This is a genomic window from Micromonospora sp. NPDC005299 (assembly GCF_042872345.1).
GTDB lineage: Bacteria > Actinomycetota > Actinomycetes > Mycobacteriales > Micromonosporaceae > Micromonospora.
Genome location: NZ_JBIAKG010000005.1, coordinates 411,057 through 434,735 on the forward strand (window position 1 = coordinate 411,057; position 23,679 = coordinate 434,735).

The window sequence follows — 23,679 nt, forward strand, 5'->3', positions numbered from 1 at the left end:
ACCTGTCAGGCCCGTGCGCCACCCAGTCCCAGCAGCACGGCCAGGCCGAGCGCGCTGCGCGGGGCGTACGGGACCCGCCACAGGCCGCCGTGCGCCGCCGCGTACGCCTCGTCCCGCCACGGGTGGTCCTGAGCCGGACCACCGCCGGTGCGCAGGTCGTGCACGAGCAGCGCGGCCATCAGGGTGTTGCTGGTGGCCGGCTCGAACACCTCGATGCCGAACCGGTGCGCCCCGGCGTACGCGGCCGCGAGGGCGCGGTTGCGCAGCACCGAGCGGGTCCGGGTGGGCGGGGCCACGGTGAACGACACCGTGGCGCCCGAGTCGCGGGCCACCGCCGCCCGCCAGCGTTGCAGCCGCTTGGCCAGCGCGTAGTTCGGCCCCTGCTGCGGCACCAGGCTGTCGTTGATCCCGGGGTCGGCGCCGGGCGGGTAGTTGCGGTGCAGCAGCCGGCCGCCGGAGAGCAGCCGCAGCGACCGGCGCGCCAGGCCGCGGGCGGCGTACCCGCGTTCGGCGTGGGCCACGGCCTCGGCGGGCACGGCGTACACGTCGGTGGGGGTGGCCAGGAAGGCCAGCGCGGTGTCCGGGCGGCGCCGCCCCAGGTGGACGGTGAGCGCGTCGACCGCGGTGGCGACCCGGACGTTGGTCGCGCCGTCGGCGTACACGTAGTTGCCCAGCACCAGCCGGCCGTCCAGGCCGTCCAGCCAGCGGGCGGCCTGCGGCAGGCGGTGCAGCAGGTCGGCGCCGGCACCCGCGACGAGGGCGGCGTCGTCGTCGCCGGTGCCGGGCCGCACCGGCAGGTGCAGCCGGCCGCCGTGCCGGTGGGCGGTGCGCAGCAGGCGGCGCCAGATCTCCGGGCGGGGCAGGTCGACCGCGACCACGTTGCCGCCCCAACGCAGCAGCGACGGCAGCGGGCCCATCTCGGCGCCCGCGCCGAGCACCACGATCCGCTGGTCGCGCAGGTCCAACCAGTCCGGGTTGGCCTGCACCGCGCGGACGGCCTCGGCGCAGCTCGGCTCGACGACGCCCGCGTCCACCCAGGCATCGAGCCGGCGGCGCAGGTCGTCGCCGCGCAGGCGCTGCCCGCGGTACGGCACGGACAGCTCGCGCTCCACCGGGCCGGCGCCGCTCACCGTGGCGGTCTCCAGCGGCGGCTCCCCGTCGGGCAGCGCGAACGCCTCGTCCAGCGCGACCTCGGCGCCGTCGGCGGGGACGTAGCGCATCCGGGCGTGCAGGCCGGCGAGCCCGTCCCGGGCGATGGTGAGCGCGGCCTCGCGGGAGAGCAGGCCGGCCTCGACGAGCCGACGGAAGTGGCCGAGGTAGCCGTGCCGCCAGTCGGTCTCGTGTTCGGCCGAGCGGGCGCCGACCGGGTCCACCGCGCGCAGCGCGTCGGCGACCACCGCCCGCCCCAGCACGGTCGTGCTGCGCCGGCCGTCGCCGGTCGCGGGGAACACCACCCCGGTCGGGCCGTCCACGCCTCACCTCCTGCTCGTAGCGGCCGCAGCCGGCCGTGGGCCCACTCTGCCCCATCGACCGCCCCGCCGCCCGCCGAGGGGCCCGCCCGCCGGCCGCTCAGGTCACGGCCCGCGCACGGATCGGTCACAACCGTCGCGCTTGGGTATCGGCTCGGCCACGGCGGGATCCGGCGCGCCGTCGCCCTGCGTCAATGGCCATGACCCGTCCCCAGCCCCTTGGAGGAACCATGGTCCACCTGAGACGGTCGATGCTGCTGCTGGCGGCGCTGGCCACCACCGTGACGGCCGGTGCCTGCACCGCCGACGGCGGCGGACAGCGCAGCGACGCGGCCCACGGCCCGGGCCGCCCGGACGCCGGTACCGCCTGGTCCGGCGACGAGACCCGGGCCTCCGACGACCCGCTCTCCACCTTCGCCGTCGACGTCGACACCGCCTCGTACGGCTACGCCCGCCGGCTCATCATGGACGGCCGCCTGCCGGAGCGCGGCACGGTGCGGCCGGAGGAGTTCGTCAACTCGTTCCGCCAGGACTACCCGCAGCCCGCCGGCGACGGGTTCGCGGTGCACGTCGACGGCGCCCGCCTGCCGGAGACCCACGAGGCCGGCGGCGACGAACGGCTGCTGCGGGTCGGCCTGCAGACCCGCGCCGAGGACGAGGAACGCCGCCCCGACGCGGCGCTCACCTTCGTCATCGACGTCTCCGGGTCGATGGGCGAGCCCGGCCGGCTCGACCTGGTACGCGACGCCCTGCACACGCTGGTGGACCAGCTGCGCCCCACCGACTCCATCGCCGTGGTCGAGTTCAGCAACCAGGCCCGGGTGGTCCGGGAGATGACGCCGGTCGCCGACGCCCGGCCGCTGCACGCGGCGATCGACTCGCTGCACACCCGGGACAGCACCAACCTGGAGGCCGGCCTGGTGCTCGGCTACCGGGTGGCCCGGGACGGCTTCCGCCCGGGCCGGACGAACCGGGTGATCGTGCTCTCCGACGGGCTGGCCAACGTCGGCAGCACCGACGCGGAGCCGATCCTGCGCCGGGTGCGCGCCGAGGCGGAGAAGCAGATCGCCCTGCTCGGCGTGGGCGTCGGCAGCAGCTACGGCGACGAGCTGATGGAGCAGCTCGCCGACCGGGGCGACGGCTTCGCCGTCTACGTCAGCGAGCGGGAACAGGCCCGCGAGGTGTTCGTGCGGCAGTTGCCGGCGACGCTGAGCGTGCGGGCGCTGGACGCCAAGGTGCAGGTGACCTTCGCGCCGCAGGCGGTGCGCTCCTACCGGCTGGTCGGCTACGACAACCGGGCGCTGGCCGACGAGGACTTCCGCGACGACCGGGTCGACGGCGGCGAGGTGGGCCCCGGGCACAGCGTCACCGCGCTGTACGCGGTCCGGCTCGCCGAGGGCGCGTCCCCGTCGGACCGGATCGCCCAGGTGCAGGTGCGCTGGACCGACCCGGCCGACCGGACGCCGGCCGAGACGTACGGGTCGGTGACCGTCGCCGACGTGGAGCGGAGCTTCACCACGGCGTCGCCGCGGCTGCGGGCCTGCTACGCGGCCGCCTGGTTCGCCGAGACGCTGCGGGGTGACCGGTCCGACGAGCCGGTCCGGCTGACCGACCTGGCCACCATCGCGGACGGGGCGGCCGCCGCCACGGAGGACGCCGAGGTGCGGGACCTGGCACGGGTGATCCGCTCCGCCGACGGGCTGCGCTGACCCGCGGGGGCCGGCGCCGGGCAGGGGAGGCGCCGGCCGGTCGGGTCAGCGGCGGGCGGGTTTCCGCTCCGGGGTGGGGCGGTTGCGTTCCGGGTCGACCCCGACCTGCACGGCGAAGCCCGGGTCCACGGCGAGCAGCGGGCGCGGCCCGAACAGCGCCATCGCGGTCAACAGCTGGTCGGCGCCCCGCTCACGCCAGGTCGGCCGCCGCTGCGGGTCCAGCTCGGCGTGCTCCCGGCGCTGCCGACGCAGCAGGCGGCGGGCGGCCGCGCCGGTCTCCGGCACCTCGCACAGCCACCAGCCGCCGAGGGCGGTGGCCAGGCAACACAGCAGCAGGCCCGCCACCGAGGCCGGCCCGCCCGCGTCCCGCCCCTCGACGGCGCTCTCCACCAGCCGGGTCACCCCGACCGCGGCGACCGCGAACAGCGGCAGCGTGCCCAGCGCGATGCGTCGCCGCTGCGCCGGGGTGAGCAGCCAGCCGTCCCGGACGAGCCGGCCGACCAGCCGGCGCAGCGCCCGGCCGACGCCGGGGTCGGCGAGCACCGCGGCCCAGGTCTGCGGCCGGCGCAGCGCGGCGTGCAGGGCGCGGACGAGCGCGGGCGACCGGGGCGGCGGCGGGCCGTCCACCGACAGGGTGGCCAGCTCGCCGAGGCGTACCACGCCGGCGCGGTGCAGCGCGGCCACGCCCACCTGGCAGGCCAGCAGGGCGCGGTCGGTGAGGTAAGCCAGCTCGACCGCGTCCGGGGGGGCGCCCCGGGCCCGCCGGCCGGTCAGCTCCCGCGCCGCCAGCGCGAGGGCGAGGGCCACGGCGACCGCCCCCAGGTAGTCGAGGAGGAAGAGCGGTCCGCTGACACCCCAGAGCATGGCGACAAGTATGGCCCGGCCGTCCCGCTCGCCCGGCGGCCGTGCGCCCGCCGCTCAGGAGGCGTGGCTCACCTCACTGTCCCAGATCTGCGACCAGGGGCGGCGCAGGCCGCGGCAGACGAAGATCGGCTCGCCGTTCTCGTCGTTGTCCACGTCGACCCGCTGGTCGACCCGGCCGGCCTCGGTGACCTCGGTGAACCAGGCGCGCAGCCGGTCCGGGCGCTCCCAGCCGACGGCGATCACCACGTCGGCGTCGTCGGCCGGGCGGCCGAACCTGGCCATGCTGTTGTGCCCCGAGTAGGCGCGGGGCAGGCCACGGGCCGGGCCGTAGCGGGCCAGCGCGCCGGCCTCGCCGTAGTTGCCGGTGAGCACGACCGCCCGGGCCCGCTCCTCGGGCGGCAGGCCCCGGTGCACGGCGGCGACGGAATCGGCGAACTCCGGCCAGCCGATGGTCTCGCCCGCGTCGTAGTTGACGTCGACCACGAACCCGGGCAGCCGGTCGGCGGGCAGGGTGGGCAGCAGCAGGATCGCGCTGCCGGCGACCATCAGGACGGCGGCGGTGGCGAGCAGCGCCTGCCGGGCCCGGGCCGCGCCGCGCCGGGCCCAGTCGGCGGTGACCACCGCGCCGGCCGCGCTGAGCACGAGCAGCAGCGGAGCGTCGTAGTAGCCCTTGCCGCCGGCGAGCACGACGATCGCGAACACCACGAGCCAGGCCCAGCCGATCGCCCGGTACGCCGCCCAGCCGGGCCGGCGCAGCAGCGCGACGAGGCCGGCGACCCACACCGGGGTGGCGAACGGGCTGATGATGAGCACCTGGAGCACGACCGCGTCGAGCCGGCCGCTGTAGGAGCTGTCGCCGTCGGCGATCGACGAGGCCACCGAGAGCTGGGGGAAGCCGTGCGCGGCCTGCCAGGCGAGGTAGGGCACGGCGAGCAGGACGGCGACGCCGGCGCCGGCCAGCACCCACCGGTCGCGCAGCAGCCGGCGCGGCCCAGCGATCAGCACCCCGGCAAGCAGACCGGCGCCGAGCAGCGCGGGCAGCAGCTTGTTGAGCATGCCCACGCCGAGGGCCAGGCCGATGCCGAGCGCCCAGCGGCTGTCCGCGGTGCGCAGCATCCGCACCGCGCACCAGGCGGCGGCGAGCCAGACCAGCAGGTCGACCGTGGTGGTGCTGAGCAGGTGACCGGGGGCCAGCACGATCCCGGCCGCGGCGGCGAGCACGGCGGCGGCCAGCTGGGAGCCGCGACCCGCGCCGAACTCCCGGGCGACCGCCGCGACCAGCACCACCGACGCGCCGGCGATCAGCGCCGACGGGGTGCGCAGCAGCACCAGGTTGCCGGGCGCGATGGTGTCGGCCAGCCGGGCGAGGGCGGGCACGAGCGGGCCCTGGTCGACGTAGCCCCAGTCGAGGTGCCGGCCGCAGAGCAGGAAGTAGAGCTCGTCGCGGTGGTAGCCGTAGCGGCCGGCGAGCAGCAGCAGCACGGCGGTGACCGCCCCGCCGACCAGCCAGGGCGCGGCGGTGCGCGGCCCGGGTGGCGGGGTCGTCGGCGCGGCGGACGCCCCGGCGTCGGGGCGGTCGAGGTCGGTGACGGGTTCGGCCACCTGTCCATGATGGTCCCGCGGGGCCACCTTGCGCTGCCCCGCGACGTGGGACGGAAATCGGGTACCCGCCCGGCCACGGCCCGGCTAGCGTGCGCGGGATGCGCATCCGGGAGTACGCCGAGACCGACTGGGCCCAGGTCTGGCCGATCGTCGAGGACGTCATCGTCGCCCAGGAGACCTTCCCCTTCGACCCGACGTGGCCGGCCGAGGTGGCCCACGAGGTGTGGGTGGAACGGCCGCCGGGCCGCACGGTGGTCGCCGAGGAGGACGGCACGGTGCTCGGCACGGCCAAGATGGGCGCCAACCGGCCGGGGCCGGGCGCACACGTGGCCACCGCCAGCTTCATGGTGGCCGCCGCCGGGCGGGGCCGCGGCGTCGGCCGGGCCCTGTGCGAGCACGCCCTGGACTGGGCCCGGCGGCAGGGCTTCGCCGCGATGCAGTTCAACGCGGTGGTGGAGACCAACATGGCGGCCGTCGAGCTGTACCGGCGGCTCGGCTTCACGGTGGTCGGCACCGTGCCCGACTCGTTCGCGCACCCCACGTTCGGTCGGGTGGGGCTGCACGTCATGCACCGTCCCCTGTGAGCGGCGGCGCTGCGCGAGGATGGGCCGATGAGCCCAGAGCCGATCGAGCTGGCGGCCGCCCTGGCGCGCTTCGACCAGCTGTGGAGTCCGCGCATCGTCACCACCGTCAACGACTACGACGTCCGGATCGCCAAGGTGGCCGGCGAGCACGTCTGGCACGCCCATGACCACACCGACGAGTTCTTCCTGGTGCTCGACGGCGAGCTGCGCATCGCCCTGCGCGACGGCGCGGAACGCGAGGTGGTGCTGCCGCGCGGCGCGGTGTTCGTGGTGCCGCGCGGGGTGCAGCACCGGCCGTCCGCGCCGGACGGCGCGTCGATCCTGATGTTCGAGCCGTCCGGCACGTCCAGCGTCGGGGAGCGGCACGACGAGCTGCCCGGGCACGTGGACGCCACCACCGGGCACCGGCTCTGACCGGCCCGCCTCAGCGCACCGCCGGCGCGGGCTCCACGGCGGCCGGCGGGGTCGGGGCCGGCCAGCCCAGCCGGCGTACGCCGGGGACGGCGGCCGTCCCGACGCAGGCGACCAGGACCAGCGCCCCGGCCACCGCGAGGGGGACGGGGGCGCCCCAGGCCCCGGCGGCGAGCGGGGCGAGGGCGTACCCGAGCGGCATGGCGCCCAGTGACATCAGCCAGTCGTACGAGGTGACCCGGGCGAGCACCTCGGGCGGGAACTGGCCCTGCACGACGGTCTCCCAGACCGGGTTGAGGAAGCCCAGAGCGATCAGCGCGAGGCAGTAGGCGGTGACGGTCACCGGGGCGGGCGCCGCGGCGGCGAGCAGCAGCAACGGCGCCGCGTACGCGGCGAGGGCCAGGTTGCCCAGCAGCACCGGCCGGCGGGGGCGGGCCCGGGCGGCGAGCAGCGACCCGGCCAGCAGGCCGATGGCGCCGGCCTGCTGGAGCAGCACCCAGACGCCCTCGCCGCCGAGGCGGTTCACGGCGACGACCGGGCCGAGGGTGAGCAGCACCGCGGCGGCGCCGTTCCAGACGCCGTGGGCTATCAGGCTGGTCCAGTACCAGTCGCGGGCGCGGACCTCGTGCCAGCCGAACACCAGGTCGGCGCGCAGCGACCGGTGCGGGACGGGCACGTGCCGCACCCGGATGACGGCCAGCAGCGTGGCGCTGAGCGCGAACGAGGCGGCGTCCAGCACGAACGCCCAGCCCGGTCCGGCGGTCCAGACCAGCAGCCCGGCCAGGGCCGGGCCGGCCAGCCGGCTGGCGTTGACGGTGGCGCCCATCAGCGCGTTGGCCCGTTGCCGGCCGTCGGCCTCGACGGTGCCGGCGACCAGCGGGGACGAGGTCGGCATGGCGAACGCCGAGGCCGCGCCGCCGACGGCGGAGGCCACCGCGAGGTGGGCCAGGGTGGGGGCCCCGCCGAGCAGTTCGACGCCGACGACCAGTTGGGCGACGCAGCGCAGCAGGTCGGTGCCGAGGGCGACGCGGCGGGCGTCGAAGCGGTCGGCGACCACCCCGCCGAGGGGGAGCAGCAGCAGCCGGGGCACCATCGCGCAGCCGAGCACCACGGCGAGGGCGGTGGTCGAGCCGGTGGCCCGGAGCACGGCGAGGGCCAGCGCGGTGGGGACCACGGCGTCGCCGACCGCGGAGACGGTGCGGCCGAGGAACAGCAGGCGGAAGGCGCGGAGCCGGAGGGGATGCGTCACTTCGGTAGACTACTTCGACATCGAATATTTAGACAACGAATATTTAGTCGTCGGAGTACCGTGGTCGGGTGACCGACCGCGACCCCGTCGACGAGCACGTCGAACGCTGGCTGCCCGTGTTGCCCGACCTGGACCCTGACGTGGAGGGTGCGGTCATCCGGATGCTGCTGCTCACCCGGCACCTGCGCGAGGTGAAGGACCGGGCGCTGGCCGAGCTGGACCTCCAGGAGAAGGAGTACGGCACCCTGCACGCCCTCGCCGGCCGGGGCGGTCGGGCCGCGCCGTCGGAGATCGCCGGCGACCTGCGGATGGCGCCCGCCTCGATCACCGCCCGGGTGGACGCGCTGGTCCGCCGGGGCTACGTCCGGCGGATCCCGTCCGAGGTGGACCGCCGCCGGATCGACGTGGAGCTCACCGACGCCGGCCGGGCCGCCTGGCAGCGCGCCATCGGCGTGGTCGGCGACGAGGAGCACCGGGTCCTCGGCGCACTGACGCCGGACGAGCGACGGGTCCTGTCCGACCTGCTCCGCCGGGTCACCCTGGCGGCCGAGCCGCCGCCGGGCCGGATCTGACCGGCCGGAATGTCGGTGGCCGGGGCTAGGTTCGTCACCGACCAGCCCACGCCCGTCCAGGGAGGCGCCATGAGCACGCTCGTCGACCGACCGCACACCGCCCTGCTCGTGATCGACGTGCAGAACGGCGTCGTGCAGCACGCGCACGACCGGGACCGGGTGGTCGGCAACATCGCCGCCCTCGTCGACCGGGCCCGCACGGCCGGGGTCGAGGTGGTCTGGGTGCAGCACCGCAGCGAGGAGCTGCCCACCGGCAGCGAGCAGTGGCAGTACGTGCCCGAGCTGGTGCGCCGCGACAGCGAGGCGCTGGTGCACAAGGCCTACGGCGACTCCTTCGAGGAGACCGACCTGGAGTCGGTCCTCGCCACGCGGGGCGTCGGCCGGCTCGTCGTGACCGGCGCGCAGACCGACGCGTGCGTCCGCTCGACGCTGCACGGCGCGATCACCCGCGGCTACGACGCGACGCTGGTCGCCGACGCCCACACCACCGAGGACCTCTCCGCCTACGGCGCCCCGCCGCCGGAGCAGGTCATCGCCCACACCAACCTCTACTGGCGCTACCACTCCGCGCCGGGCCGCACGGCCGGCACGGTCGACACCGCCGACGTCGACTTCGCCGCGGCGGTCCCCGCCTGAGCCGGGCCGCGCCGGTCCCCGCCTGAGCCGGGCCGCGCTGGTGCGTCGTGCCGCCGCGGCCGCGCTCCGCGCGGGCCAGTAGCCGGCCGCCGGGCGAGAACCCCGCGGCCGGCGGCCGGCGAATACCGGTAGTCGGCGGTCCGGCGGAAAACCCGTTGGCCTCCCGGGGGCGGGCGCTGGCAGGGTTCCCGCCATGAGTTCACAGGCCCTCGCGGGAGCGCTCGCCGACGACCGCCGCCGCGCCGTGTTCGCCGCGATCGTGCTCGGCGCCGCGGACATCCCCGCCGTCGTGTCCCGGACCGGGCTGTCCGCCCGGGACGCCGCCACCGCGGTCCGCCGGCTCACCGACATCGGCGTGCTGACCGACGACGGGGCCGGGTTGCGCGTCGACGGCCAGCGGCTGCGGGACTTCGCCCGCGCCGGCGGTCCGCCCGCGCCGGCCCCGGCGGCGAACCCCCGCGAGACGATCCTGCGCACCTTCCTCCCGAACGGCACGCTGACGCGGCTGCCCGCCCAGCGCGGCCGCCGCCGGGTGCTGCTGGAGCACATCACCGAGCGCTCCTTCGAGCCGGGCGTGCGCTATCCGGAACGGGCCGTGGACGACGCGCTGCGCCGGTGGTGCGAGGGCGGCGAGGCCGACCACGTGACGCTGCGCCGCTACCTGGTCGACGACCTGCTGCTCGCCCGCGAGCACGGCGTCTACTGGCGACCCTGAGCTGAGCCGGAGAGGCGTTGAGCGGCCGGGTCTACGTCCCGCCGGCGCGCCGGGGCGCCGGCGGGGGCACCGCCCTGCTCGCCGCCGTCGAGGCGTCCGCGCGCGACGCGGGGCGGGCCGGATCCGGCTGGACACCCGCAGCGACCTGGTTGAGGCGCGGCCCTGTACGCCCGCCACGGCCACCGGGAGATCCCCGCCTTCCACGCCGGCCCCTACGCCCAGCACTGGTTCGAGAAACTGCTGCCGGCCGAGTTGACGACGCGGCCGTAGCGCGCTAAAACAAGAAATCGAGAACTTGAGTCGCCCTGACTCAACTTGACACCTTCGGCCAGGAGAACCGAGGAGGCACGACCATGTTGATGCGTACCGACCCGTTCCGCGAGATCGACCGGCTCACCGAGCAGTTCTTCGGCACCACGGCCCGGCCGGCGGTCATGCCCCTCGACGCCTACCGCGACGGCGACTTCTTCTACGCCGCCTTCGACCTGCCCGGCGTCGACCCGGACAGCATCGACTGCACGGTGGAGCGCAACGTGCTGACCGTCCGCGCCGAGCGGCGCCGGGCAGGCGGCGACAACGTCGAGCTGGTCGCGGCCGAGCGGCCGATGGGCACCTTCACCCGTCAGCTCTTCCTCGGCGACACCCTCGACACCGACAAGCTGGAGGCCGGCTACGAGAACGGCGTGCTGACCCTGCGCATCCCGATCTCCGAGCGGGCCAAGCCGCGCCGGATCGCGGTCACCGCGGCGGGCAACGGCCGCCGCGAGATCAGCGCCTGACCAAGGGGTGCGCGCCTGATCAGGCGCCGCCCGGGAGATCAGCGCCCGTGGTCAGGAGACCGGGGAAGCGGGGGTGGCCGGGGAACCGACCGCCCCCGCCGGCGTGTCCGGGGCGACCGGATAGAGCCGGGCCAGGGCGTGCGCGGTGGCGGCGAGACGGTCGCGCAGCTCGGCCGGCTCCAGCACCTCCGCCTCCGCACCGAGCTTCAGCAGCTCGGTGTGGGCGTGCCGCAGCGACTCGATCGGCACGGTGGTCTCCAGCCAGCCGTCCGGACCGGGCTCGCCGGCCGCGGCCCGGGCCGCCCGGCTCATCTCCGGCGGGAAGACGTACGGCATGAACTCCAGCGCGGCCACGGTCAGCCGGATCCGGGCCCGGTCACGGTAGACGTCCCGCTCGTAGCGCTCGGTCCACTCCCGCCAGTAGGCGGCCAGGTCGAAGTCGGCGGGCCGCTCGCAGCGCTCGTCGCAGATCGCCACGTCGAGGACCGCGCCGACCCGGTAGGTGCGCAGCTGCTCGTCGCAGCGGGCCACCAGATACCACCGGCCCGCCTTGAGCACCACGCCCAGCGGGGCGACCACCCGGGTCACCTCGCGCGGCGCGCGCCAGCGCCGGTAGCGCATCTCGACCAGCCGGTCCTCCCACACCGCCCTGGCCAGGGCGGCCAGGTGCGGGGTGGGTTCGGGGTGCCGGAACCAGCCGGGCGCGTCCAGGTGAAACCGCTGCCGCGCCCGGCCGCCCCGGTCGGCCAGCTCGTCGGGGAGCGCGGCGAGCACCTTCAGCTCGGCGGCCGCCACCACCGGCCCGAGGCCGAGGTCGGCGGCGGGACCGGGCATGCCGGCCAGGAACAACGCCTCGGCCTCCGGCGCGGTCAGCCCGGTCAGGCGGGTCCGGTAGCCCTCCAGCAGCCGGTAGCCGCCGGCCGGACCGCGGTCGGCGTACACGGGGACGCCGGCGGCGCCGAGCGACTCGACGTCCCGGTAGACGGTCCGAACCGACACCTCCAGGGCGTCGGCGAGCTCCTGGGCGGTCATCCGGCCCCGGGTCTGCAGGAGCAGCAGCAGGGAGACCAGGCGGCTGGCACGCACGTCGTGACGGTATCCCGCGCCGGAAAGCCGCCGGCGGTCCGGCCCGCCGGCTGGCTGGCAGTGCAGGAGCCGACCGAGTCGTGATCGAGTGGCGGGGAAAGGGCTGGACGGGATGATGCTCGGGCTTGTAGCTTGCAGTTTGCCGTGACACCGCCCGAGGAGGTGAGACCCATGAACGCTGTATCGATGTGGGTGCTCCCCCTTCCCGTCACGGTCGGGCGATTGACGTAGGTGTCGCCGGGAGCGCCTCGCCAACACGGCACTCCCGAAAGGCAACACCAATGCAATCTCCGCAGTTCACCGCCGAGCCGTCGTCGAACGATCCGGTCGAGCGCGACGTCACCGTGGGCGACGTCCCCGGGCTCCCATCGCCCGCCTCCGGCGCCGATCGCGCGCCCCTCATGTTCGACGTGATCATTGCCGGGTGCGGGCCGACTGGTGCGATGCTGGCCGCCGAACTGCGGCTGCACGATGTACGGGTACTCGTTCTGGAGAAGGAAACCGAGCCCGTGTCGTTCGTCCGCATAGTCGGTCTGCATATTCGCAGTATCGAGCTGATGGCAATGCGCGGGCTGCTGGAGCGCATTCGCGAACGCGGAAGACAGCGTCCGGCCGGCGCCTTCTTCGCCGCCATCGACAAACCCGCGCCCGAGGGCCTGGATTCCGCGTACGCCTATCTGCTGGGCATCCCGCAGCCGGTCATCGTTCACCTGCTCGAAGACCATGCGATCGACCTGGGTGCGCAGGTCCGGCGCGGTGGTGCGGTGGCCGGTTTCGAGCAGGACGACGAGGGTGTGACCGTCGAGCTGGCCGACGGGGAACAGCTGCGTTCGCGCTATCTCGTCGGCTGTGACGGCGCACGCAGCACGGTGCGCAAACTGCTCGGGGTCGGCTTTCCCGGCGAGCCCTCGCGGACCGAGACGCTGATGGGCGAGATGGGAGTGGGTGTGCCGCAGGAGGAGATCGCCGCCAAGGTGGCCGAAATCCGCGAGACCGACAAGCGATTCAGCCTCGGGCCCGCAGGCGTTGGGGTCTATCGCGTCGTGGTCCCCGCCGAGGGCGTCAGCGATCGTGCGGAACCGCCCACCATCGAGGATTTCCAGCAACAGTTGCGCACCATCGCCGGAACCGATTTCGGCGTGCACTCCCCGCGCTGGTTGTCCCGCTTCGGGGATGCCACACGGCTAGCCGAACGTTATCGGGTCGGGCGGGTGCTGCTGGCCGGCGATGCGGCACACATCCATCCACCCATCGGCGGACAGGGCCTCAACCTGGGTGTTCAGGACGCAGTCAACCTCGGCTGGAAACTGGCCGCACAGATCCGCGGGTGGGCGCCGGAAAGACTGCTGGACACCTACCACGCCGAACGTCATCCGGTCGCCGAGGACGTGCTGGACAACACCCGCGCCCAGATGGAACTGCTGTCCGCCGAACCGGGCCCGCAGGCCGTGCGCAGGCTGCTCACCGAACTGATGGACTTCGACGAGGTGAACCGCTATCTGATCGAGAAGATCACCGCGATCGGCATCCGCTACGACTTCGGCGAAGGCCCCGACCTGCTCGGCCGCCGCCTGCGCGACATCGACGTGAAACAGGGCCACCTCTACGGTCTGCTGCATCACGGCCGCGGCCTGCTGCTGGACCGCACCGAACGCCTGACCGTCGGCGGCTGGTCGGACCGGGTCGATTACCTCGGGGATCCCACCGCGGTACTGGACGTTCCGTGCGTCCTGCTACGCCCCGACGGTCACGTCGCCTGGATCGGCGACGATCAGCAGGACCTGGACGACCACCTCTCGCGCTGGTTCGGCAAGCCCGCCAACTGATTTCGCCTGAGCAACCGAACATGATTGTGTCGGCACGGCGAGCTGCGCCGGCGGTGGCGGCTCGACGCCGGCCGGCTGGTGGAGGAGGCGGGGTGAGATCTCCTCGGGCGCGCCTCGTCGCGAAACGCGCGGCCGGCTGAGAGCCTTTCTCACATGCTGCGTCCCGAGGTGCTGCCCCGCGGGTCGGCCCCCGCCGCCCTGACCGGCGGGCCGACCGACTTCACCGAGGCGTGGCTGCGCAACCGGCGGCTGTCCGAGCACACCCGCGACGCGTACCGGCGGGACGTCACCGGCTGGCTGAGCTGGTGCGCCGGCCGGGGCCTCGACCCGCTGCGGGCCAGCTTCCTCGACGTCAACGCCTACGGGCGGGAGTTGGAGTCGACGCCGCGCGGGCGGGGCGGCCGGCCGCTCACCGCGGCGACCGTGGCCCGCCGCCTGTCGGCCCTGTCGAGCTGGTACGACTTCCTGGTCAAGCTGCGTGCGCTGGAGGCCAACCCGGTCGCCGCCGCGGACCGTCCCCGGGTCGACCGGGACCACTCCGCCACCATCGGACTCACCCCCGACGAGGTCGACGCGCTGCTCGCCGCCGCCGACGCGGACACGGGCCCGACCGCCGCCCGCAACCGGGCGGCTATCGCTCTCCTGGCCGACCTGGGGCTGCGGGTCGGCGAGCTGGTCTCGCTGGACCTCGCCGACCTGGGCGCCGAGCGCGGCCATCGCAGCGTGCGGTTCGTCGGCAAGGGCGGCAAGGTCCGCCGCCGGGCGCTCACACCTGGCACCGCGTACGCGGTCGACGCCTACCTGGCGGCACGCGCCGCCGACGAGGGGGTGAGCGTGTCGGAGCTGACCGGTCCGCTGCTGGTCACCGCGACCGGCGGGCGGCTGGACCGGCACGCGGTGTTCCGGCTGGTGCGCCGGCTCGCCCAGGCCGCCGGGATTCCCGCCTGGGCGAAGCTGTCCCCGCACTCGCTGCGGCACGCGTTCGCCACCACGGCCCGCGCCGAGGGGGTGCCGCTGGAGGACGTGCAGGACGCCATGGGGCACGCCGACCCGCGGACCACCCGCCGTTACGACCGGGACCGGCACAACCTGGACCGCGACCCGGCGTACGCGATCTGGGCGGCCCGGGCCCGCCGGCGCGGATAACCGATTGACGGAGTGAGTGCTCACTCCGCATGCTGGTCGGCATGACCGATCCCCAGCCACCCCGACTCCGCGCGCCCGGCATGAGCCCCGACCAGCGCCGGGCGATGATCGTGCGGGCGGCGCTGCCCCTGCTCGCCACCCACGGGGCCTCGGTCACCACCGCGCAGGTGGCCCGCGCCGCCGGCATCGGCGAGGCGACCGTCTTCCGGGCCTTCCCCGACAAGGACGCCCTGCTCGACGCCGCCGTCGCCGAGGCGCTGCGCCCCGACACCGTGCTCGCCGAGCTGGCCGCGATCCCGCTGGGCCAGCCGCTGGCCGACCGGCTCACCGCCGCCGCCACGACGCTGCTGGCCCACCTGGACCGGCTCGGCGCGGTGCTCGCCGTCGCCCACACCGCCGGCCGCCCCGGCCGGGCCCGGCGAACCGCGACCGGGGACCACCCGCCGCGCGACGGTGCCGCACGCCACGAGGCGGCGGCCGCCACCCGGGCGGCGGTCGCCGCCCTGTTCGCCCCGGAAGGGGACCGACTGCGACTGCCGGCCGACCGGCTGGCTGCCCTCTTCCTCGCCGTCCTGCTGCCCGGCCGTCCACCACTGGCGGACGACCGGCCGACGCCGACCGAGCTGGTCGACCTGTTCCTGCACGGCGCGCTCGCGCCGGCCGCCCCCGAGGAGAGCCGATGACCGCCACCCTCAACCACACCATCGTCCCGGCCCGCGACCACCACGCCGCCGCCCGGTTCTTCGCCGACGTGATGGGCCTGCCGGTGCTGCCGCCCGCGGGCCGGCACGGCCACTTCGCCCCGGTCCGGGTCAACGACCAGCTCACCCTGGACTTCATGAGCGTGCCCGCGCCGGAGGGGCACCACCTGGCCTTCGACGTCGACCCGGCCACCTTCGACGCGATCCTCGCCCGGCTGCGCGCCACCGGTGTGCCCTACGGCAGCGAGCCGGGGGCGCCGGACAACGGCCGCACCGACCATCCCCTGTGCCCCCGGGGGCTGTTCTTCCGCGACGACGCGGGCAACCTCTTCGAGGTGATGTCCCCGGCCTGACCGTCGTACCCCGGCCGTAGGGTGCCGGGATGCGGCACGGGCTGGAGATCTCCTGCGGGGGCGCGTCGGTGACGGTGTCCGACCTGGTCGCGCTCGGCGAGCTGGCCGAGCGGGCCGGCTGGGACGGCGTGTTCCTGGAGGACTACCTCATCCACCACGCCGGGGACGACCCGCCGACCTGGGATCCCTGGCTGGTGCTGGCGGCGGTGGCCGGCCGCACCGACCGGGTCCGGCTGGGCACCACGGTGACCGCGCTGCCCCGGCGCCGCCCGGCCAAGCTGGCCCGCGAGGTGCTCACCCTCGACCACCTCTCCGGCGGCCGGGCCGGGGTCGCGGTGGGTGTCGGTGACCCGGCGGACCGGGGGCTCGCCGCGTTCGGCGAGCCGACCGACGTGAAGACCCGCGCCGCGATGCTCGACGAGGGCCTCGACCTGCTGGTGGGGCTGCTCGGCGGCGAGCGGGTCACGCACCGCGGCACCCACTACCGGGCCGAGGCGGTGGCCCTGCGGCCCGCGCCGGTGCAGTCGCCCCGGGTGCCCGTCTGGGTCGGTGGCAGCGCGCAGGCCGGGGCCGTGCTGCGGAGGGCCGCCCCGACGGCATCGTGCCCTACAAGCTGACCGACACGGCCGGCTGGTCCGACTTCACTCCCGACGAGGTGCGCGACCTGGTCGCCGCGCTGCCGGCGGTCCGCGCCGACGGGCAGCGGTTCGACGTGGCTATCGGTGGCCGGCGGCGGCGACCCGACGAGCGGGCCGAGCGCGCCTACCTGGCCGAGCTGGCGGCGGCCGGCGCGACCTGGTGGCTGGAGTACGTACCGGCCGGAGACCCGGCCGAGATGCGCGCGGCGGTCGCCCGGGGCCCGCTGCGGTGACCGGTCAGCGCCCGCGCGGCGGCCGCTGGCGGACGTCGTAGTCCTGGCGGGCCTGCTCGACCCGGTCGAGGTGGCCGGCCGACCACTGCGCCAGGTGGGCGAAGAGCGGGGCCAGGCTGCGTCCCAGCTCGGTGATCTCGTATTCCACCCGGGGCGGAACCTCGGCGTGGTAGGTGCGCTGCACCAGGCCGTCGCGTTCGAGCTGCCGCAGCCGCTGGGTGAGCACCTTCGGGGTGATGGTGACCAGACGGCGTTCCAGCTCGACGAAGCGCTGCCGGCCGTACTCGTGCAGGGCCCAGAGGATCGGCGTGGTCCAGCGGCTGAACACGAGGTCGACCACCGGGGCGATCGGGCAGGCCTGCTCGGGGTCACCGCCCGTCCGGGGCTGCCAGGTGGTGCTGCTCACATTCCCTCCCGACGCCGTTACTTTCCTCTAGGTACCTACTATACGCAGGAGATTAGCGTGCTCCACATCGCACATCGAGAGGGGCACATCATGATCGTGGTTACCGGAGCGACGGGGAACGTCGGACGGCCGTTGGTGCGGGCGCTGGCCGCAGCGGGTGAGCCGGTGACGGCCGTGTCCCGGCGGGTCTCGGCGACGGACCTGCCGTCCGGGGTCCGGGCGGTCCGCGCCGATCTGGCCGACCCGACCGGGCTGAAGGCGGCGTTCGACGGCGCCGAGGCGTTGTTCCTGCTGCTCACCGGCGAGCAGCTGACCGGCGGCGCGGGCCCGGGCGCCATCCTCGACACCGCGCGGCAGGCCGGCGTACGCCGGGTGGTCCTGCTGTCCTCGCAGGGCGTGGCGACGAAGCGCCATCCGCCGGGTCAGGAGGAGGCGGTCCACGCGTCCGGGCTGGAGTGGACGGTGCTGCGACCGGGCGGCTTCCACTCCAACGCCCTCGCCTGGGCGCCCGGGGTACGCGCCGGGCGGGTGGTGCACGCGCCGTTCGGCGACGTGGCGCTGCCGAGCGTCGACCCGGCCGACATCGCCGAGGTGGCGGCGCTCGCGCTGCGCGACGGGCGCCACGCCGGCGGCACGTACGAGCTGACCGGGCCGGTGGCGGTCTCGCCGCGGGAGCGGGCGGCGGCGCTCGCGGCGGCGCTCGGCGAGCCGGTCCGGTTCGTCGAGCAGACCCCGCAGCAGGCGCGCGAGCAGCTGCTGGCGTTCATGCCGGAGCCGGTGGTGGCGGCGACCCTGAGCATCCTGGGCACGCCGTCGCCGGCCGAGCAGCGGGTCAGCCCGGACATCGCGCGCCTGCTCGGCCGTGCGCCGCGCGGCTTCGCCGAGTGGGCGGCGCGGCACGTCGCCGACTTCCGCTGACCGGTCCGCCGGCCCGCCGGGCAACCCCCGGAGGGCCGGCGGCGGTGGTCAGCCCTGCGGCCGGGGGCAGAGGCAGAACGGCTGGCCGATCGGGTCGAGCAGCACGGTCCACCGCTCGCCGCCCGGCTGGAACTCCGGCCGCGTCGCGCCGGCCGCCACGAGGTCCTTCTCGGCCACGGTCACGTCGTCGACGTAGAGGTCGAGGTGGTAGCGCTTGCCGCCGGTCTCGTCCGGCCAGGCCGGCGGCGCGTATCCGGGCACCAGGCCGAAGCCGATCGAGGTCCCGTCCTTGCTGATCATGGCGTATTCGGCCTGGCTGTGGGTGACCTCCCAGCCCAGGGCGCGGGAGTAGAACGCGGCGTGGGCGGCCGGGTCGGAGCTGTCGAGGTTGACCATCGCGAGGTCGGCGTGCGCTGTCATGCCCGGCAGTCTGCCGAAGGTACCTGCCACCTGCTGTCAGGTTCATCCGGCGGATCATCGCCGAGCGGTGATCCGCCCCGGGCGGCCACAACTTCCTGCGGACCGGCCCGCCAGTCTTTACCGTCGGTGGTGATGGGCAGGGAACGGGCGGAGAGCCGGCCGGCCCGGCGCCGCCGCCGGCCGGTGCGCGGCGGTGTGCTCATCGCCGGCCTCGGGCTGGGCACCTGCCTGGTCGGGGTGGCCGGGCTGGGCGTCTGGAACGTGCAGGTGGTGCTCCAGGCCAACGGCCCGGTCCGGGACACCGCCGACACGTTCTTCCGCCAGGTCGCCGCCGGGGAGACCGACCAGGCGTACGACAAGCTGTGCCGGGAGGCGCGCGGGAAATGGAGCCAGGTCGGCTTCGGCAGTTGGGTGCGCACCCCGCCGCAGGTCAGCGGCTACGAGATCGTCGACGTGGCGGTGCAGACCCGGGGCGGCCGGCCGCGCGGCACGGTGACGGTGCGGCTGACCCGCGACGGCGGCGGCAGCGAGGAGCGGGAACTGCCGATCGTGCAGGAGAACGGGAAGTGGCGGGTCTGCGGGGACCCGTTCTGACCCCGGCGGACCAGCCTCAGGCGCGCGGGCCGAGGTCGCCGGAGCGGTAGTGGCGTCGGCACAGCACCTGATAGCGCACGTCCGCGCTGTCCACGGTGTCGCCGATGACGACCTGCTCGCCCTCGCGCACCACCCGCCCCTCGACGACCCGGGCGTTGAGCCGCCCTTCGCGGCCGCACCAGCAGAGCACCTCGACCTGGATGCGGGCCACCTCGTCGGCGAGTTCGAACAGCCGCTGCGCGGCGGGGAACAGGCAGGAGCGGAAGTCGGTGGCCAGGCCGAAGGCGTACACGTCGACGTCGAAGTTGTCGACCAGGTCGGCCATCTGCTCGATGTGGGCCAGGTCGTAGAAGGAGGCCTCGTCGCAGATGAGGTAGTCGACGCGTACCCCCTCGGCCCAGGCGTCGCGAACCAGGTCGCGCAGGTCCAGCTGGTCGGTCACCTCGACGGCGGAGTGGGCCAGCCCGATGCGGGTGGTGACCTGCGGGCCGAGCGAGCGGTCGATGCGGGTGGTCACCAGGCCGCGCCGGCCCTGCCGGGCGTGGTTGTAGTTCATCTGCAGGGCCATCGTGGACTTGCCGCAGTCCATCGGCCCCCAGAAGAACTTCAGCGCGGCGGCGTGCAGCGGCCGGCCGTTCACGGCGCGGGCGGCGGCGCAGCCGCCGGTACGGTCGTCGCCGGGGCCCGGAAGCGGGAGGGCCAGGCAGATCGGGGCGGCAGCGGCGTCGTCGGTCACGTCGGGGCAGCCTAGCCCATCGACCCGGAAGGATCTTGCCCGCGCGGACCGCGTGCGAGCCTCACAGCACCCGGGGCGGGGTGTTGCCGGCGGCGACGATGGCCCGGCGGATCGGCACGGCGGCCAGCAGCGCGAACCCGACCACGAAGAAGATCAGCAGGGAGACCAGGCCTACCCGGTAGGAGGAGGTGAGCTGGAACACCAGGCCGAAGGCGAGCGGCCCGAGCCAGCTGGTGCCCTTGTCGCTGATCTCGTAGAAGCCGTAGTACTCGCCCTCCTTGCCGGCGGGGATGAGCTGGCTGAACAGCGACCGGCTCAGCGCCTGGCTGCCGCCGAGCACGAGGCCGATGCACCCGCCGAGGATCATGAACGGCACCGGCGCCTCGGCGGGCAGCCGGAACGCGGCGATGATCACCCCGGTCCAGAGCACCAGGGACAGCAGCACGGTCTTCCAGGCGCCGATGCGCCGGGCCAGCGCGCCGAGGGCGAGCGCGCCGCCGAAGGCCAGGAACTGCACCAGCAGGATCGTCACGATCAGGGTGCTCTGCTCCAGCTTCAGTTCCTCGGTGCCGTACTGGCTGGCCAGGGTGATGACGGTCTGGATGCCGTCGTTGAAGACCAGGAAGGCCAGCAGGAAGAACAGCGTCAGCGGGTACGTCTTGATCTCCCGCAGGGTGTGGCCGAGCTGCCGGAACCCATCGGTGAGCACGTTGCCGCCGCCGTGCAGCGCCGCGGCGGTGGGCCGCTCCCGCAGCCAGCGCAGCGGCAGCAGGGTGAACGCCGCCCACCAGATGCCGGCCGACACGATCGACCAGCGGGCCAGGTCGAGGGTGCGCTGCGGGTTGCCCTCCTCGCTGAGCAGGGTGACCGCGACCAGGTTCAACGCGAGCAGCAGTCCACCGCCGAGGTAGCCGATGGCCCAGCCGCGGCTGGAGATGCCGTCCCGCTCGTCGGGGCCGCCGAGCTGCGGCAGGAACGAGTTGTAGACCACCACGGCGGCGCCGAAGGAGATGTTGGCGATCAGGAACAGCGCCCCGCCGAGCAGGTAGCGGTCGCCGGTGACGAAGGCGAACCCGATGGTCGCGCCCGCGCCGGTGAACGCGGCGAGGGCGAGCAGCCGCTTCTTGTGCGCGGACCGGTCGGCGATCGCCCCGACCACCGGCAGCACGAACACGGTGAGGAACACCGACAGCGAGATGAGGTACGGGTAGTAGGAGCCCGCCGCGACCCGGATGCCCAGCGGGTGCACGGCCCCGTCGCAGCTGTCGGCGCCCAGCTCGCAGCCGGCGGCCAGCTCGGTGACCGTGGTGAGGAACGGGCCGAGGAAGACCGTGATCACCGTGGTCTGGAAGGCGGAGTTCGCCCAGTCGTAGAAGTACCAGCCGGTGCGTTCACGGCGGGTGCTGCCCGGGCGGGCGGGTTCGGCGACGGCGGGGGCGACCGTATCGGCCATCGGGGTCCTCGGAGGTTCAGGCGGCCCAGTGGCCGCGGCTGCGGTAGACGTCGCGCAGCACGCCGACGTGATCGGTCATGATGCCATCCACACCAAGATCAAGTAAGTCGTGCATGTCGGCGGGTTCGTCGATCGTCCAGACGTGCACCTGCAACCCGAGCCGGTGGCAGTAGTCGAGGAACCGCCGGTCGACCACGGGCAGCCGCCCGTACCGGACCGGGACCTGGGCGGCGACCACCGACGGGGGCAGCCGCATCGGCCGCCCGTGCAGGGAGGCCATCCGCAGCCGGGCCACCCCGCGCATGCCGAGGCTGGTGGCGACCTTCGACCCGGCCAGGGCGCGCAGCCGGGCCAGCCGGGCGTCGCTGAACGAGGCGAGCAGCACCCGGTCGCCGGCCCCGGTGCGGGCCACCGTGTCGACGGTCGGCACGACACCGCCGTCGGCCTTGACGTCGACGTTGAACCGGACCTCTGGCCAGGCGCCGAGGACCTCGTCGAGGCGGGGCACCACGGCGGCGCCGCCGACGCGTACCGAGGCCAGGTCGGCCCAGCGCAGGTCGGCGATGCGGCCCGGTTCGCCGGTGACCCGGCGCAGGCTGGCGTCGTGGAAGATCACCGCGACGCCGTCGGCGGTGGCGTGCACGTCGGTCTCCACGTAGCGGTAGCCCAGGGCGATGGCGCGGGCGAACGCGGCGGCGGTGTTCTCGTCGCCCTCGGCCGCGCCGCCGCGGTGGGCGAAGGCCAGTGGCGCGGGGGCGTCGAGGTAGCCGTGACGGGGCTGCACGCCGGAAGTATGGCGGGCGCGGGTGGCGTCCGGGTGACCGGCCGGCATCGCCGCAACGAACTTCCCTATCATTCCCTGATACGGCTAGCATAGGGCGCGATGGGTAATGACATGTACTCGGTGGAGCAGGTGGCGGAGCTGCTCGGGCTGCACGTGCGCACCGTGCGCGGCTACATCCGCGACGGTCGGCTGCGCGCCGTGCGGATCGGCAAGCAGTACCGGATCACCCGCGCCGACCTGGACGCGCTGACCGGCCGGCCCGCACCGGCGCCCGGACCGCCCGCCCTGGAGGTGTCCAGCATCGTGCAGGTCGACGGCGTCGACCGGGCCGCGGCCGACCGCCTGGCCACGCTGGTGCTGGCCGGCGTCAACACCCACCACGACCCCGCGCGCCCGCTGCGCGTGCAGACCGTCCACGACGAGGAACGCCACCGCATGAAGATCGTGATCCTGGGCGACGCCGCCGCCACCGCCGACCTCCTTCACCTGGTCGACGCCGTGCTGGCCGGCGACAACGACCTGCTCACCCGGAAGGAGACCGGCGATGCCTGACCTGCTGGAGGAACGGGCCGGGGTGCCGGTGCTGGTCTGCGACCCGGCCGGCCCGCCCGTGGCCACCACCGACGCCGCCCTCGACCTGATCGGCGGCGCGGCCTTCGGCGGCGCCCAGGTGGTCGCGGTGCCCGCCGACCGGCTCGACCCGAGCTTCTTCTCCCTGGGCACCCGGTTCGCCGGGGACATCATGCAGAAGTTCGTCAACTACCGGGTGCGGCTGGTCGTCGTGGGCGACATCTCCGCGCACCTGGCGGCCAGCGGCGCGCTGCGGGCCCTGGTGGCCGAGTCCAACCGCCACGACCACGTCTGGTTCGTGCCCGACCTGGCCGCGCTGGACGCCCGGCTGGGCGCCGCCGGCTGAGCCTCAGCGCACCCAGCCGGCGGTCAGCGCGGTCACCCCGAGCCCGTCGGGGTCGGTCAGCTTGACGCCGACGAACTGCCGGGCGGCGGGGGAGGTCTGCACCCGGGGTGCGGGCTCCGGGTCGATCAGCGTCGCCACCACCGCCGCGGCGGCGTCCGCGGGCGACTGGGCGGCGGCGAACGAGGCGGCGCTGCGATCCAGGTACGCGCGCAGCGCCGGCCCGTACACCCCGGCGGCGGCGACCGCGGCGTCGGGGTCGAGGCCGACGTTGGCGACGAACTCACTGGCCACGGCGCCCGGCTCGACCACGGTGACGCTGACCCCGACGGTGGCGGCGACCGGGGCGAGGCTCTCCATGAAGCCCTCGACGGCGAACTTCGCCGCGCAGTACGCCTCGTTGAACGGCTGCCCGACCACCCCGCCGACGCTGGTCACGGTGATCAGCCGTCCCCGGGTGGCGCGCAGGTGCGGCAGGGCGGCCCGGGTGACGTGCAGGACGCCGAAGAAGTTGACCTCCAGGACGGCGCGGACGTCGTCGACGGTCTCCTGTTCGAGGGTGCCCACGTGCCCGGCGCCGGCGTTGTTGATCACCGCGTCGAGCCGGCCGTGGCGGGCGACCACGTCGGCCACGCAGGCGGCCGCCGCGGCCTGGTCGACGACGTCGAGCGGGCGTACCTCCAGCAGGTCGCCGACCCCGGCGGCCTCGGCGGCGGCGCGCAGCCGGTCGGCGCGGGCGGGGTCGCGCAGGGTGGCGACGGTGCGCCAGCCGGCGCGGGCCGCGCCCACGGCGGTCTCCAGGCCGATGCCGGTGGACGTGCCGGTGATCAGCACGGTGGGTGCGCTCACGGGTGCCTCCTGCCGCCACGGTCTCACCGTCCG

Annotated in this window: 28 protein-coding genes; 17 read left to right on the forward strand and 11 right to left on the reverse strand. The window is 75.0% G+C overall.

From position 1 onward, the window contains the following. Positions 1 to 5: 5 nt before the first annotated feature. Positions 6 to 1,472 carry a hypothetical protein gene (locus tag ACFYPD_RS17760; RefSeq protein ID WP_387114106.1) on the reverse strand — a complete coding sequence of 489 codons (1,467 nt, stop codon included), beginning with the start codon at positions 1,470 to 1,472 and terminating at the stop codon, positions 6 to 8. Between the two features lie 227 nt (positions 1,473 to 1,699). On the opposite strand from ACFYPD_RS17760, the gene ACFYPD_RS17765 reads away from it, so the two are divergent. After that, the gene (locus tag ACFYPD_RS17765; RefSeq protein ID WP_387114108.1) at positions 1,700 to 3,178 is read left to right on the forward strand and encodes a von Willebrand factor type A domain-containing protein; all 1,479 of its coding nucleotides are present in this window, start codon (positions 1,700 to 1,702) and stop codon (positions 3,176 to 3,178) included. A 45-nt stretch (positions 3,179 to 3,223) separates the two neighbouring features. Here ACFYPD_RS17765 and ACFYPD_RS17770 read toward each other — a convergent pair whose 3' ends face one another. Next, the gene (locus ACFYPD_RS17770; protein WP_387114110.1) at positions 3,224 to 4,042 is read right to left on the reverse strand and encodes a TIGR04222 domain-containing membrane protein; all 819 of its coding nucleotides are present in this window, start codon (positions 4,040 to 4,042) and stop codon (positions 3,224 to 3,226) included. A gap of 54 nt (positions 4,043 to 4,096) precedes the next feature. Next, a complete protein-coding gene (locus ACFYPD_RS17775) occupies positions 4,097 to 5,644 on the reverse strand; it encodes an ArnT family glycosyltransferase (RefSeq protein ID WP_387114112.1) in 1,548 nt (515 codons plus the stop codon). Between the two features lie 98 nt (positions 5,645 to 5,742). On the opposite strand from ACFYPD_RS17775, the gene ACFYPD_RS17780 reads away from it, so the two are divergent. Then, positions 5,743 to 6,228 (forward strand): GNAT family N-acetyltransferase, encoded by a 486-nt coding sequence (locus ACFYPD_RS17780; protein WP_387114114.1) that lies wholly within the window; start codon positions 5,743 to 5,745, stop codon positions 6,226 to 6,228. Between the two features lie 27 nt (positions 6,229 to 6,255). Then, entirely contained in the window at positions 6,256 to 6,642 is a 387-nt protein-coding gene (locus ACFYPD_RS17785; protein ID WP_387114116.1) for a cupin domain-containing protein, read from the forward strand. A gap of 10 nt (positions 6,643 to 6,652) precedes the next feature. On the opposite strand, the gene ACFYPD_RS17790 is transcribed toward ACFYPD_RS17785, so the two are convergent. Further along, entirely contained in the window at positions 6,653 to 7,888 is a 1,236-nt protein-coding gene (locus tag ACFYPD_RS17790; protein ID WP_387114118.1) for an MFS transporter, read from the reverse strand. 68 nt (positions 7,889 to 7,956) lie between these two features. On the opposite strand from ACFYPD_RS17790, the gene ACFYPD_RS17795 reads away from it, so the two are divergent. From ACFYPD_RS17795 to ACFYPD_RS17810, 4 genes are all read left to right on the forward strand, one after another. Continuing rightward, positions 7,957 to 8,460 carry a MarR family winged helix-turn-helix transcriptional regulator gene (locus ACFYPD_RS17795; protein WP_387114120.1) on the forward strand — a complete coding sequence of 168 codons (504 nt, stop codon included), beginning with the start codon at positions 7,957 to 7,959 and terminating at the stop codon, positions 8,458 to 8,460. A gap of 69 nt (positions 8,461 to 8,529) precedes the next feature. Beyond that, entirely contained in the window at positions 8,530 to 9,096 is a 567-nt protein-coding gene (locus tag ACFYPD_RS17800; protein ID WP_387114122.1) for an isochorismatase family protein, read from the forward strand. A gap of 193 nt (positions 9,097 to 9,289) precedes the next feature. Further along, positions 9,290 to 9,811, forward strand: a complete 522-nt coding sequence (locus ACFYPD_RS17805; RefSeq protein WP_387114124.1) for a DUF2087 domain-containing protein — start codon at positions 9,290 to 9,292, stop codon at positions 9,809 to 9,811. A gap of 353 nt (positions 9,812 to 10,164) precedes the next feature. Continuing rightward, on the forward strand, positions 10,165 to 10,590 hold the full coding sequence (locus tag ACFYPD_RS17810) for an Hsp20/alpha crystallin family protein (RefSeq protein WP_387114126.1): 426 nt from the start codon (positions 10,165 to 10,167) through the stop codon (positions 10,588 to 10,590). Between the two features lie 51 nt (positions 10,591 to 10,641). On the opposite strand, the gene ACFYPD_RS17815 is transcribed toward ACFYPD_RS17810, so the two are convergent. Further along, positions 10,642 to 11,676 (reverse strand): helix-turn-helix transcriptional regulator, encoded by a 1,035-nt coding sequence (locus tag ACFYPD_RS17815; protein ID WP_387114128.1) that lies wholly within the window; start codon positions 11,674 to 11,676, stop codon positions 10,642 to 10,644. A gap of 401 nt (positions 11,677 to 12,077) precedes the next feature. On the opposite strand from ACFYPD_RS17815, the gene rox reads away from it, so the two are divergent. The 6 genes from rox to ACFYPD_RS17845 all read left to right on the forward strand — a co-directional run bounded on the left by rox (position 12,078) and on the right by ACFYPD_RS17845 (position 16,573). Further along, positions 12,078 to 13,502, forward strand: coding sequence for a rifampin monooxygenase (rox, locus tag ACFYPD_RS17820; protein ID WP_387114412.1), 1,425 nt, complete (start codon positions 12,078 to 12,080; stop codon positions 13,500 to 13,502). A gap of 153 nt (positions 13,503 to 13,655) precedes the next feature. Further along, the gene (locus ACFYPD_RS17825) at positions 13,656 to 14,648 is read left to right on the forward strand and encodes a tyrosine-type recombinase/integrase (RefSeq protein WP_387114130.1); all 993 of its coding nucleotides are present in this window, start codon (positions 13,656 to 13,658) and stop codon (positions 14,646 to 14,648) included. A gap of 41 nt (positions 14,649 to 14,689) precedes the next feature. Beyond that, positions 14,690 to 15,331, forward strand: a complete 642-nt coding sequence (locus ACFYPD_RS17830) for a TetR/AcrR family transcriptional regulator (RefSeq protein ID WP_387114132.1) — start codon at positions 14,690 to 14,692, stop codon at positions 15,329 to 15,331. Further along, on the forward strand, positions 15,328 to 15,702 hold the full coding sequence (locus ACFYPD_RS17835; protein ID WP_387114134.1) for a VOC family protein: 375 nt from the start codon (positions 15,328 to 15,330) through the stop codon (positions 15,700 to 15,702). Before ACFYPD_RS17830 ends, ACFYPD_RS17835 begins: the two co-directional genes overlap by 4 nt. A gap of 29 nt (positions 15,703 to 15,731) precedes the next feature. Beyond that, positions 15,732 to 16,319 (forward strand): LLM class flavin-dependent oxidoreductase, encoded by a 588-nt coding sequence (locus ACFYPD_RS17840; protein ID WP_387114136.1) that lies wholly within the window; start codon positions 15,732 to 15,734, stop codon positions 16,317 to 16,319. Next, a complete protein-coding gene (locus ACFYPD_RS17845; RefSeq protein WP_387114138.1) occupies positions 16,304 to 16,573 on the forward strand; it encodes a hypothetical protein in 270 nt (89 codons plus the stop codon). The genes ACFYPD_RS17840 and ACFYPD_RS17845 overlap by 16 nt, the downstream gene beginning before the upstream one ends. A gap of 4 nt (positions 16,574 to 16,577) precedes the next feature. Here the strand turns inward: ACFYPD_RS17845 and ACFYPD_RS17850 are convergent, their stop codons facing one another. Further along, positions 16,578 to 16,979 carry a winged helix-turn-helix transcriptional regulator gene (locus ACFYPD_RS17850; protein ID WP_387114140.1) on the reverse strand — a complete coding sequence of 134 codons (402 nt, stop codon included), beginning with the start codon at positions 16,977 to 16,979 and terminating at the stop codon, positions 16,578 to 16,580. 90 nt (positions 16,980 to 17,069) lie between these two features. Between ACFYPD_RS17850 and ACFYPD_RS17855 the strand changes: the two genes are divergently transcribed. Continuing rightward, positions 17,070 to 17,897, forward strand: a complete 828-nt coding sequence (locus tag ACFYPD_RS17855; protein ID WP_387114142.1) for an SDR family oxidoreductase — start codon at positions 17,070 to 17,072, stop codon at positions 17,895 to 17,897. Between the two features lie 48 nt (positions 17,898 to 17,945). On the opposite strand, the gene ACFYPD_RS17860 is transcribed toward ACFYPD_RS17855, so the two are convergent. Next, positions 17,946 to 18,317: a VOC family protein gene (locus ACFYPD_RS17860; RefSeq protein ID WP_387114143.1), complete on the reverse strand. Its 372-nt coding sequence runs from the start codon at positions 18,315 to 18,317 to the stop codon at positions 17,946 to 17,948. Positions 18,318 to 18,449: 132 nt separating this feature from the next. On the opposite strand from ACFYPD_RS17860, the gene ACFYPD_RS17865 reads away from it, so the two are divergent. Next, the gene (locus ACFYPD_RS17865; protein WP_387114145.1) at positions 18,450 to 18,911 is read left to right on the forward strand and encodes a hypothetical protein; all 462 of its coding nucleotides are present in this window, start codon (positions 18,450 to 18,452) and stop codon (positions 18,909 to 18,911) included. A 16-nt stretch (positions 18,912 to 18,927) separates the two neighbouring features. Here ACFYPD_RS17865 and ACFYPD_RS17870 read toward each other — a convergent pair whose 3' ends face one another. The 3 genes from ACFYPD_RS17870 to ACFYPD_RS17880 form a co-directional block, all read right to left on the reverse strand. Then, positions 18,928 to 19,647: a thymidine kinase gene (locus ACFYPD_RS17870; protein WP_387114147.1), complete on the reverse strand. Its 720-nt coding sequence runs from the start codon at positions 19,645 to 19,647 to the stop codon at positions 18,928 to 18,930. Positions 19,648 to 19,708: 61 nt separating this feature from the next. Beyond that, complete coding sequence (locus tag ACFYPD_RS17875) at positions 19,709 to 21,100, reverse strand: MFS transporter (protein ID WP_387114150.1); 1,392 nt, start codon at positions 21,098 to 21,100, stop codon at positions 19,709 to 19,711. 16 nt (positions 21,101 to 21,116) lie between these two features. Beyond that, on the reverse strand, positions 21,117 to 21,884 hold the full coding sequence (locus tag ACFYPD_RS17880) for a glycerophosphodiester phosphodiesterase family protein (RefSeq protein ID WP_387114153.1): 768 nt from the start codon (positions 21,882 to 21,884) through the stop codon (positions 21,117 to 21,119). Positions 21,885 to 21,983: 99 nt separating this feature from the next. Here ACFYPD_RS17880 and ACFYPD_RS17885 point away from each other — a divergent pair, with 99 nt between their 5' ends. Continuing rightward, complete coding sequence (locus ACFYPD_RS17885; RefSeq protein WP_387114156.1) at positions 21,984 to 22,436, forward strand: helix-turn-helix domain-containing protein; 453 nt, start codon at positions 21,984 to 21,986, stop codon at positions 22,434 to 22,436. Then, positions 22,429 to 22,800, forward strand: a complete 372-nt coding sequence (locus tag ACFYPD_RS17890) for a DUF4180 domain-containing protein (RefSeq protein WP_387114159.1) — start codon at positions 22,429 to 22,431, stop codon at positions 22,798 to 22,800. Before ACFYPD_RS17885 ends, ACFYPD_RS17890 begins: the two co-directional genes overlap by 8 nt. A 3-nt stretch (positions 22,801 to 22,803) precedes the next feature. Here ACFYPD_RS17890 and ACFYPD_RS17895 read toward each other — a convergent pair whose 3' ends face one another. Then, positions 22,804 to 23,646, reverse strand: a complete 843-nt coding sequence (locus ACFYPD_RS17895; protein WP_387114162.1) for an SDR family NAD(P)-dependent oxidoreductase — start codon at positions 23,644 to 23,646, stop codon at positions 22,804 to 22,806. Between the last annotated feature and the right edge of the window lie 33 nt (positions 23,647 to 23,679).

Bases quoted from the DNA above. Each gene is read 5' to 3' on its own strand.
- ACFYPD_RS17765 (WP_387114108.1), top strand. From the start codon at position 1,700: ATGGTCCACCTGAGACGGTCGATGCTGCTGCTGGCGGCGCTGGCCACC.
- ACFYPD_RS17770 (WP_387114110.1), bottom strand. From the start codon at position 4,042: ATGCTCTGGGGTGTCAGCGGACCGCTCTTCCTCCTCGACTACCTGGGG.
- ACFYPD_RS17780 (WP_387114114.1), top strand. From the start codon at position 5,743: ATGCGCATCCGGGAGTACGCCGAGACCGACTGGGCCCAGGTCTGGCCG.
- ACFYPD_RS17785 (WP_387114116.1), top strand. From the start codon at position 6,256: ATGAGCCCAGAGCCGATCGAGCTGGCGGCCGCCCTGGCGCGCTTCGAC.
- ACFYPD_RS17800 (WP_387114122.1), top strand. From the start codon at position 8,530: ATGAGCACGCTCGTCGACCGACCGCACACCGCCCTGCTCGTGATCGAC.
- ACFYPD_RS17805 (WP_387114124.1), top strand. From the start codon at position 9,290: ATGAGTTCACAGGCCCTCGCGGGAGCGCTCGCCGACGACCGCCGCCGC.
- ACFYPD_RS17810 (WP_387114126.1), top strand. From the start codon at position 10,165: ATGTTGATGCGTACCGACCCGTTCCGCGAGATCGACCGGCTCACCGAG.
- rox (WP_387114412.1), top strand. From the start codon at position 12,078: ATGTTCGACGTGATCATTGCCGGGTGCGGGCCGACTGGTGCGATGCTG.
- ACFYPD_RS17825 (WP_387114130.1), top strand. From the start codon at position 13,656: ATGCTGCGTCCCGAGGTGCTGCCCCGCGGGTCGGCCCCCGCCGCCCTG.
- ACFYPD_RS17830 (WP_387114132.1), top strand. From the start codon at position 14,690: ATGACCGATCCCCAGCCACCCCGACTCCGCGCGCCCGGCATGAGCCCC.
- ACFYPD_RS17835 (WP_387114134.1), top strand. From the start codon at position 15,328: ATGACCGCCACCCTCAACCACACCATCGTCCCGGCCCGCGACCACCAC.
- ACFYPD_RS17840 (WP_387114136.1), top strand. From the start codon at position 15,732: ATGCGGCACGGGCTGGAGATCTCCTGCGGGGGCGCGTCGGTGACGGTG.
- ACFYPD_RS17855 (WP_387114142.1), top strand. From the start codon at position 17,070: ATGATCGTGGTTACCGGAGCGACGGGGAACGTCGGACGGCCGTTGGTG.
- ACFYPD_RS17860 (WP_387114143.1), bottom strand. From the start codon at position 18,317: ATGACAGCGCACGCCGACCTCGCGATGGTCAACCTCGACAGCTCCGAC.
- ACFYPD_RS17865 (WP_387114145.1), top strand. From the start codon at position 18,450: ATGGGCAGGGAACGGGCGGAGAGCCGGCCGGCCCGGCGCCGCCGCCGG.
- ACFYPD_RS17875 (WP_387114150.1), bottom strand. From the start codon at position 21,100: ATGGCCGATACGGTCGCCCCCGCCGTCGCCGAACCCGCCCGCCCGGGC.
- ACFYPD_RS17885 (WP_387114156.1), top strand. From the start codon at position 21,984: ATGGGTAATGACATGTACTCGGTGGAGCAGGTGGCGGAGCTGCTCGGG.
- ACFYPD_RS17890 (WP_387114159.1), top strand. From the start codon at position 22,429: ATGCCTGACCTGCTGGAGGAACGGGCCGGGGTGCCGGTGCTGGTCTGC.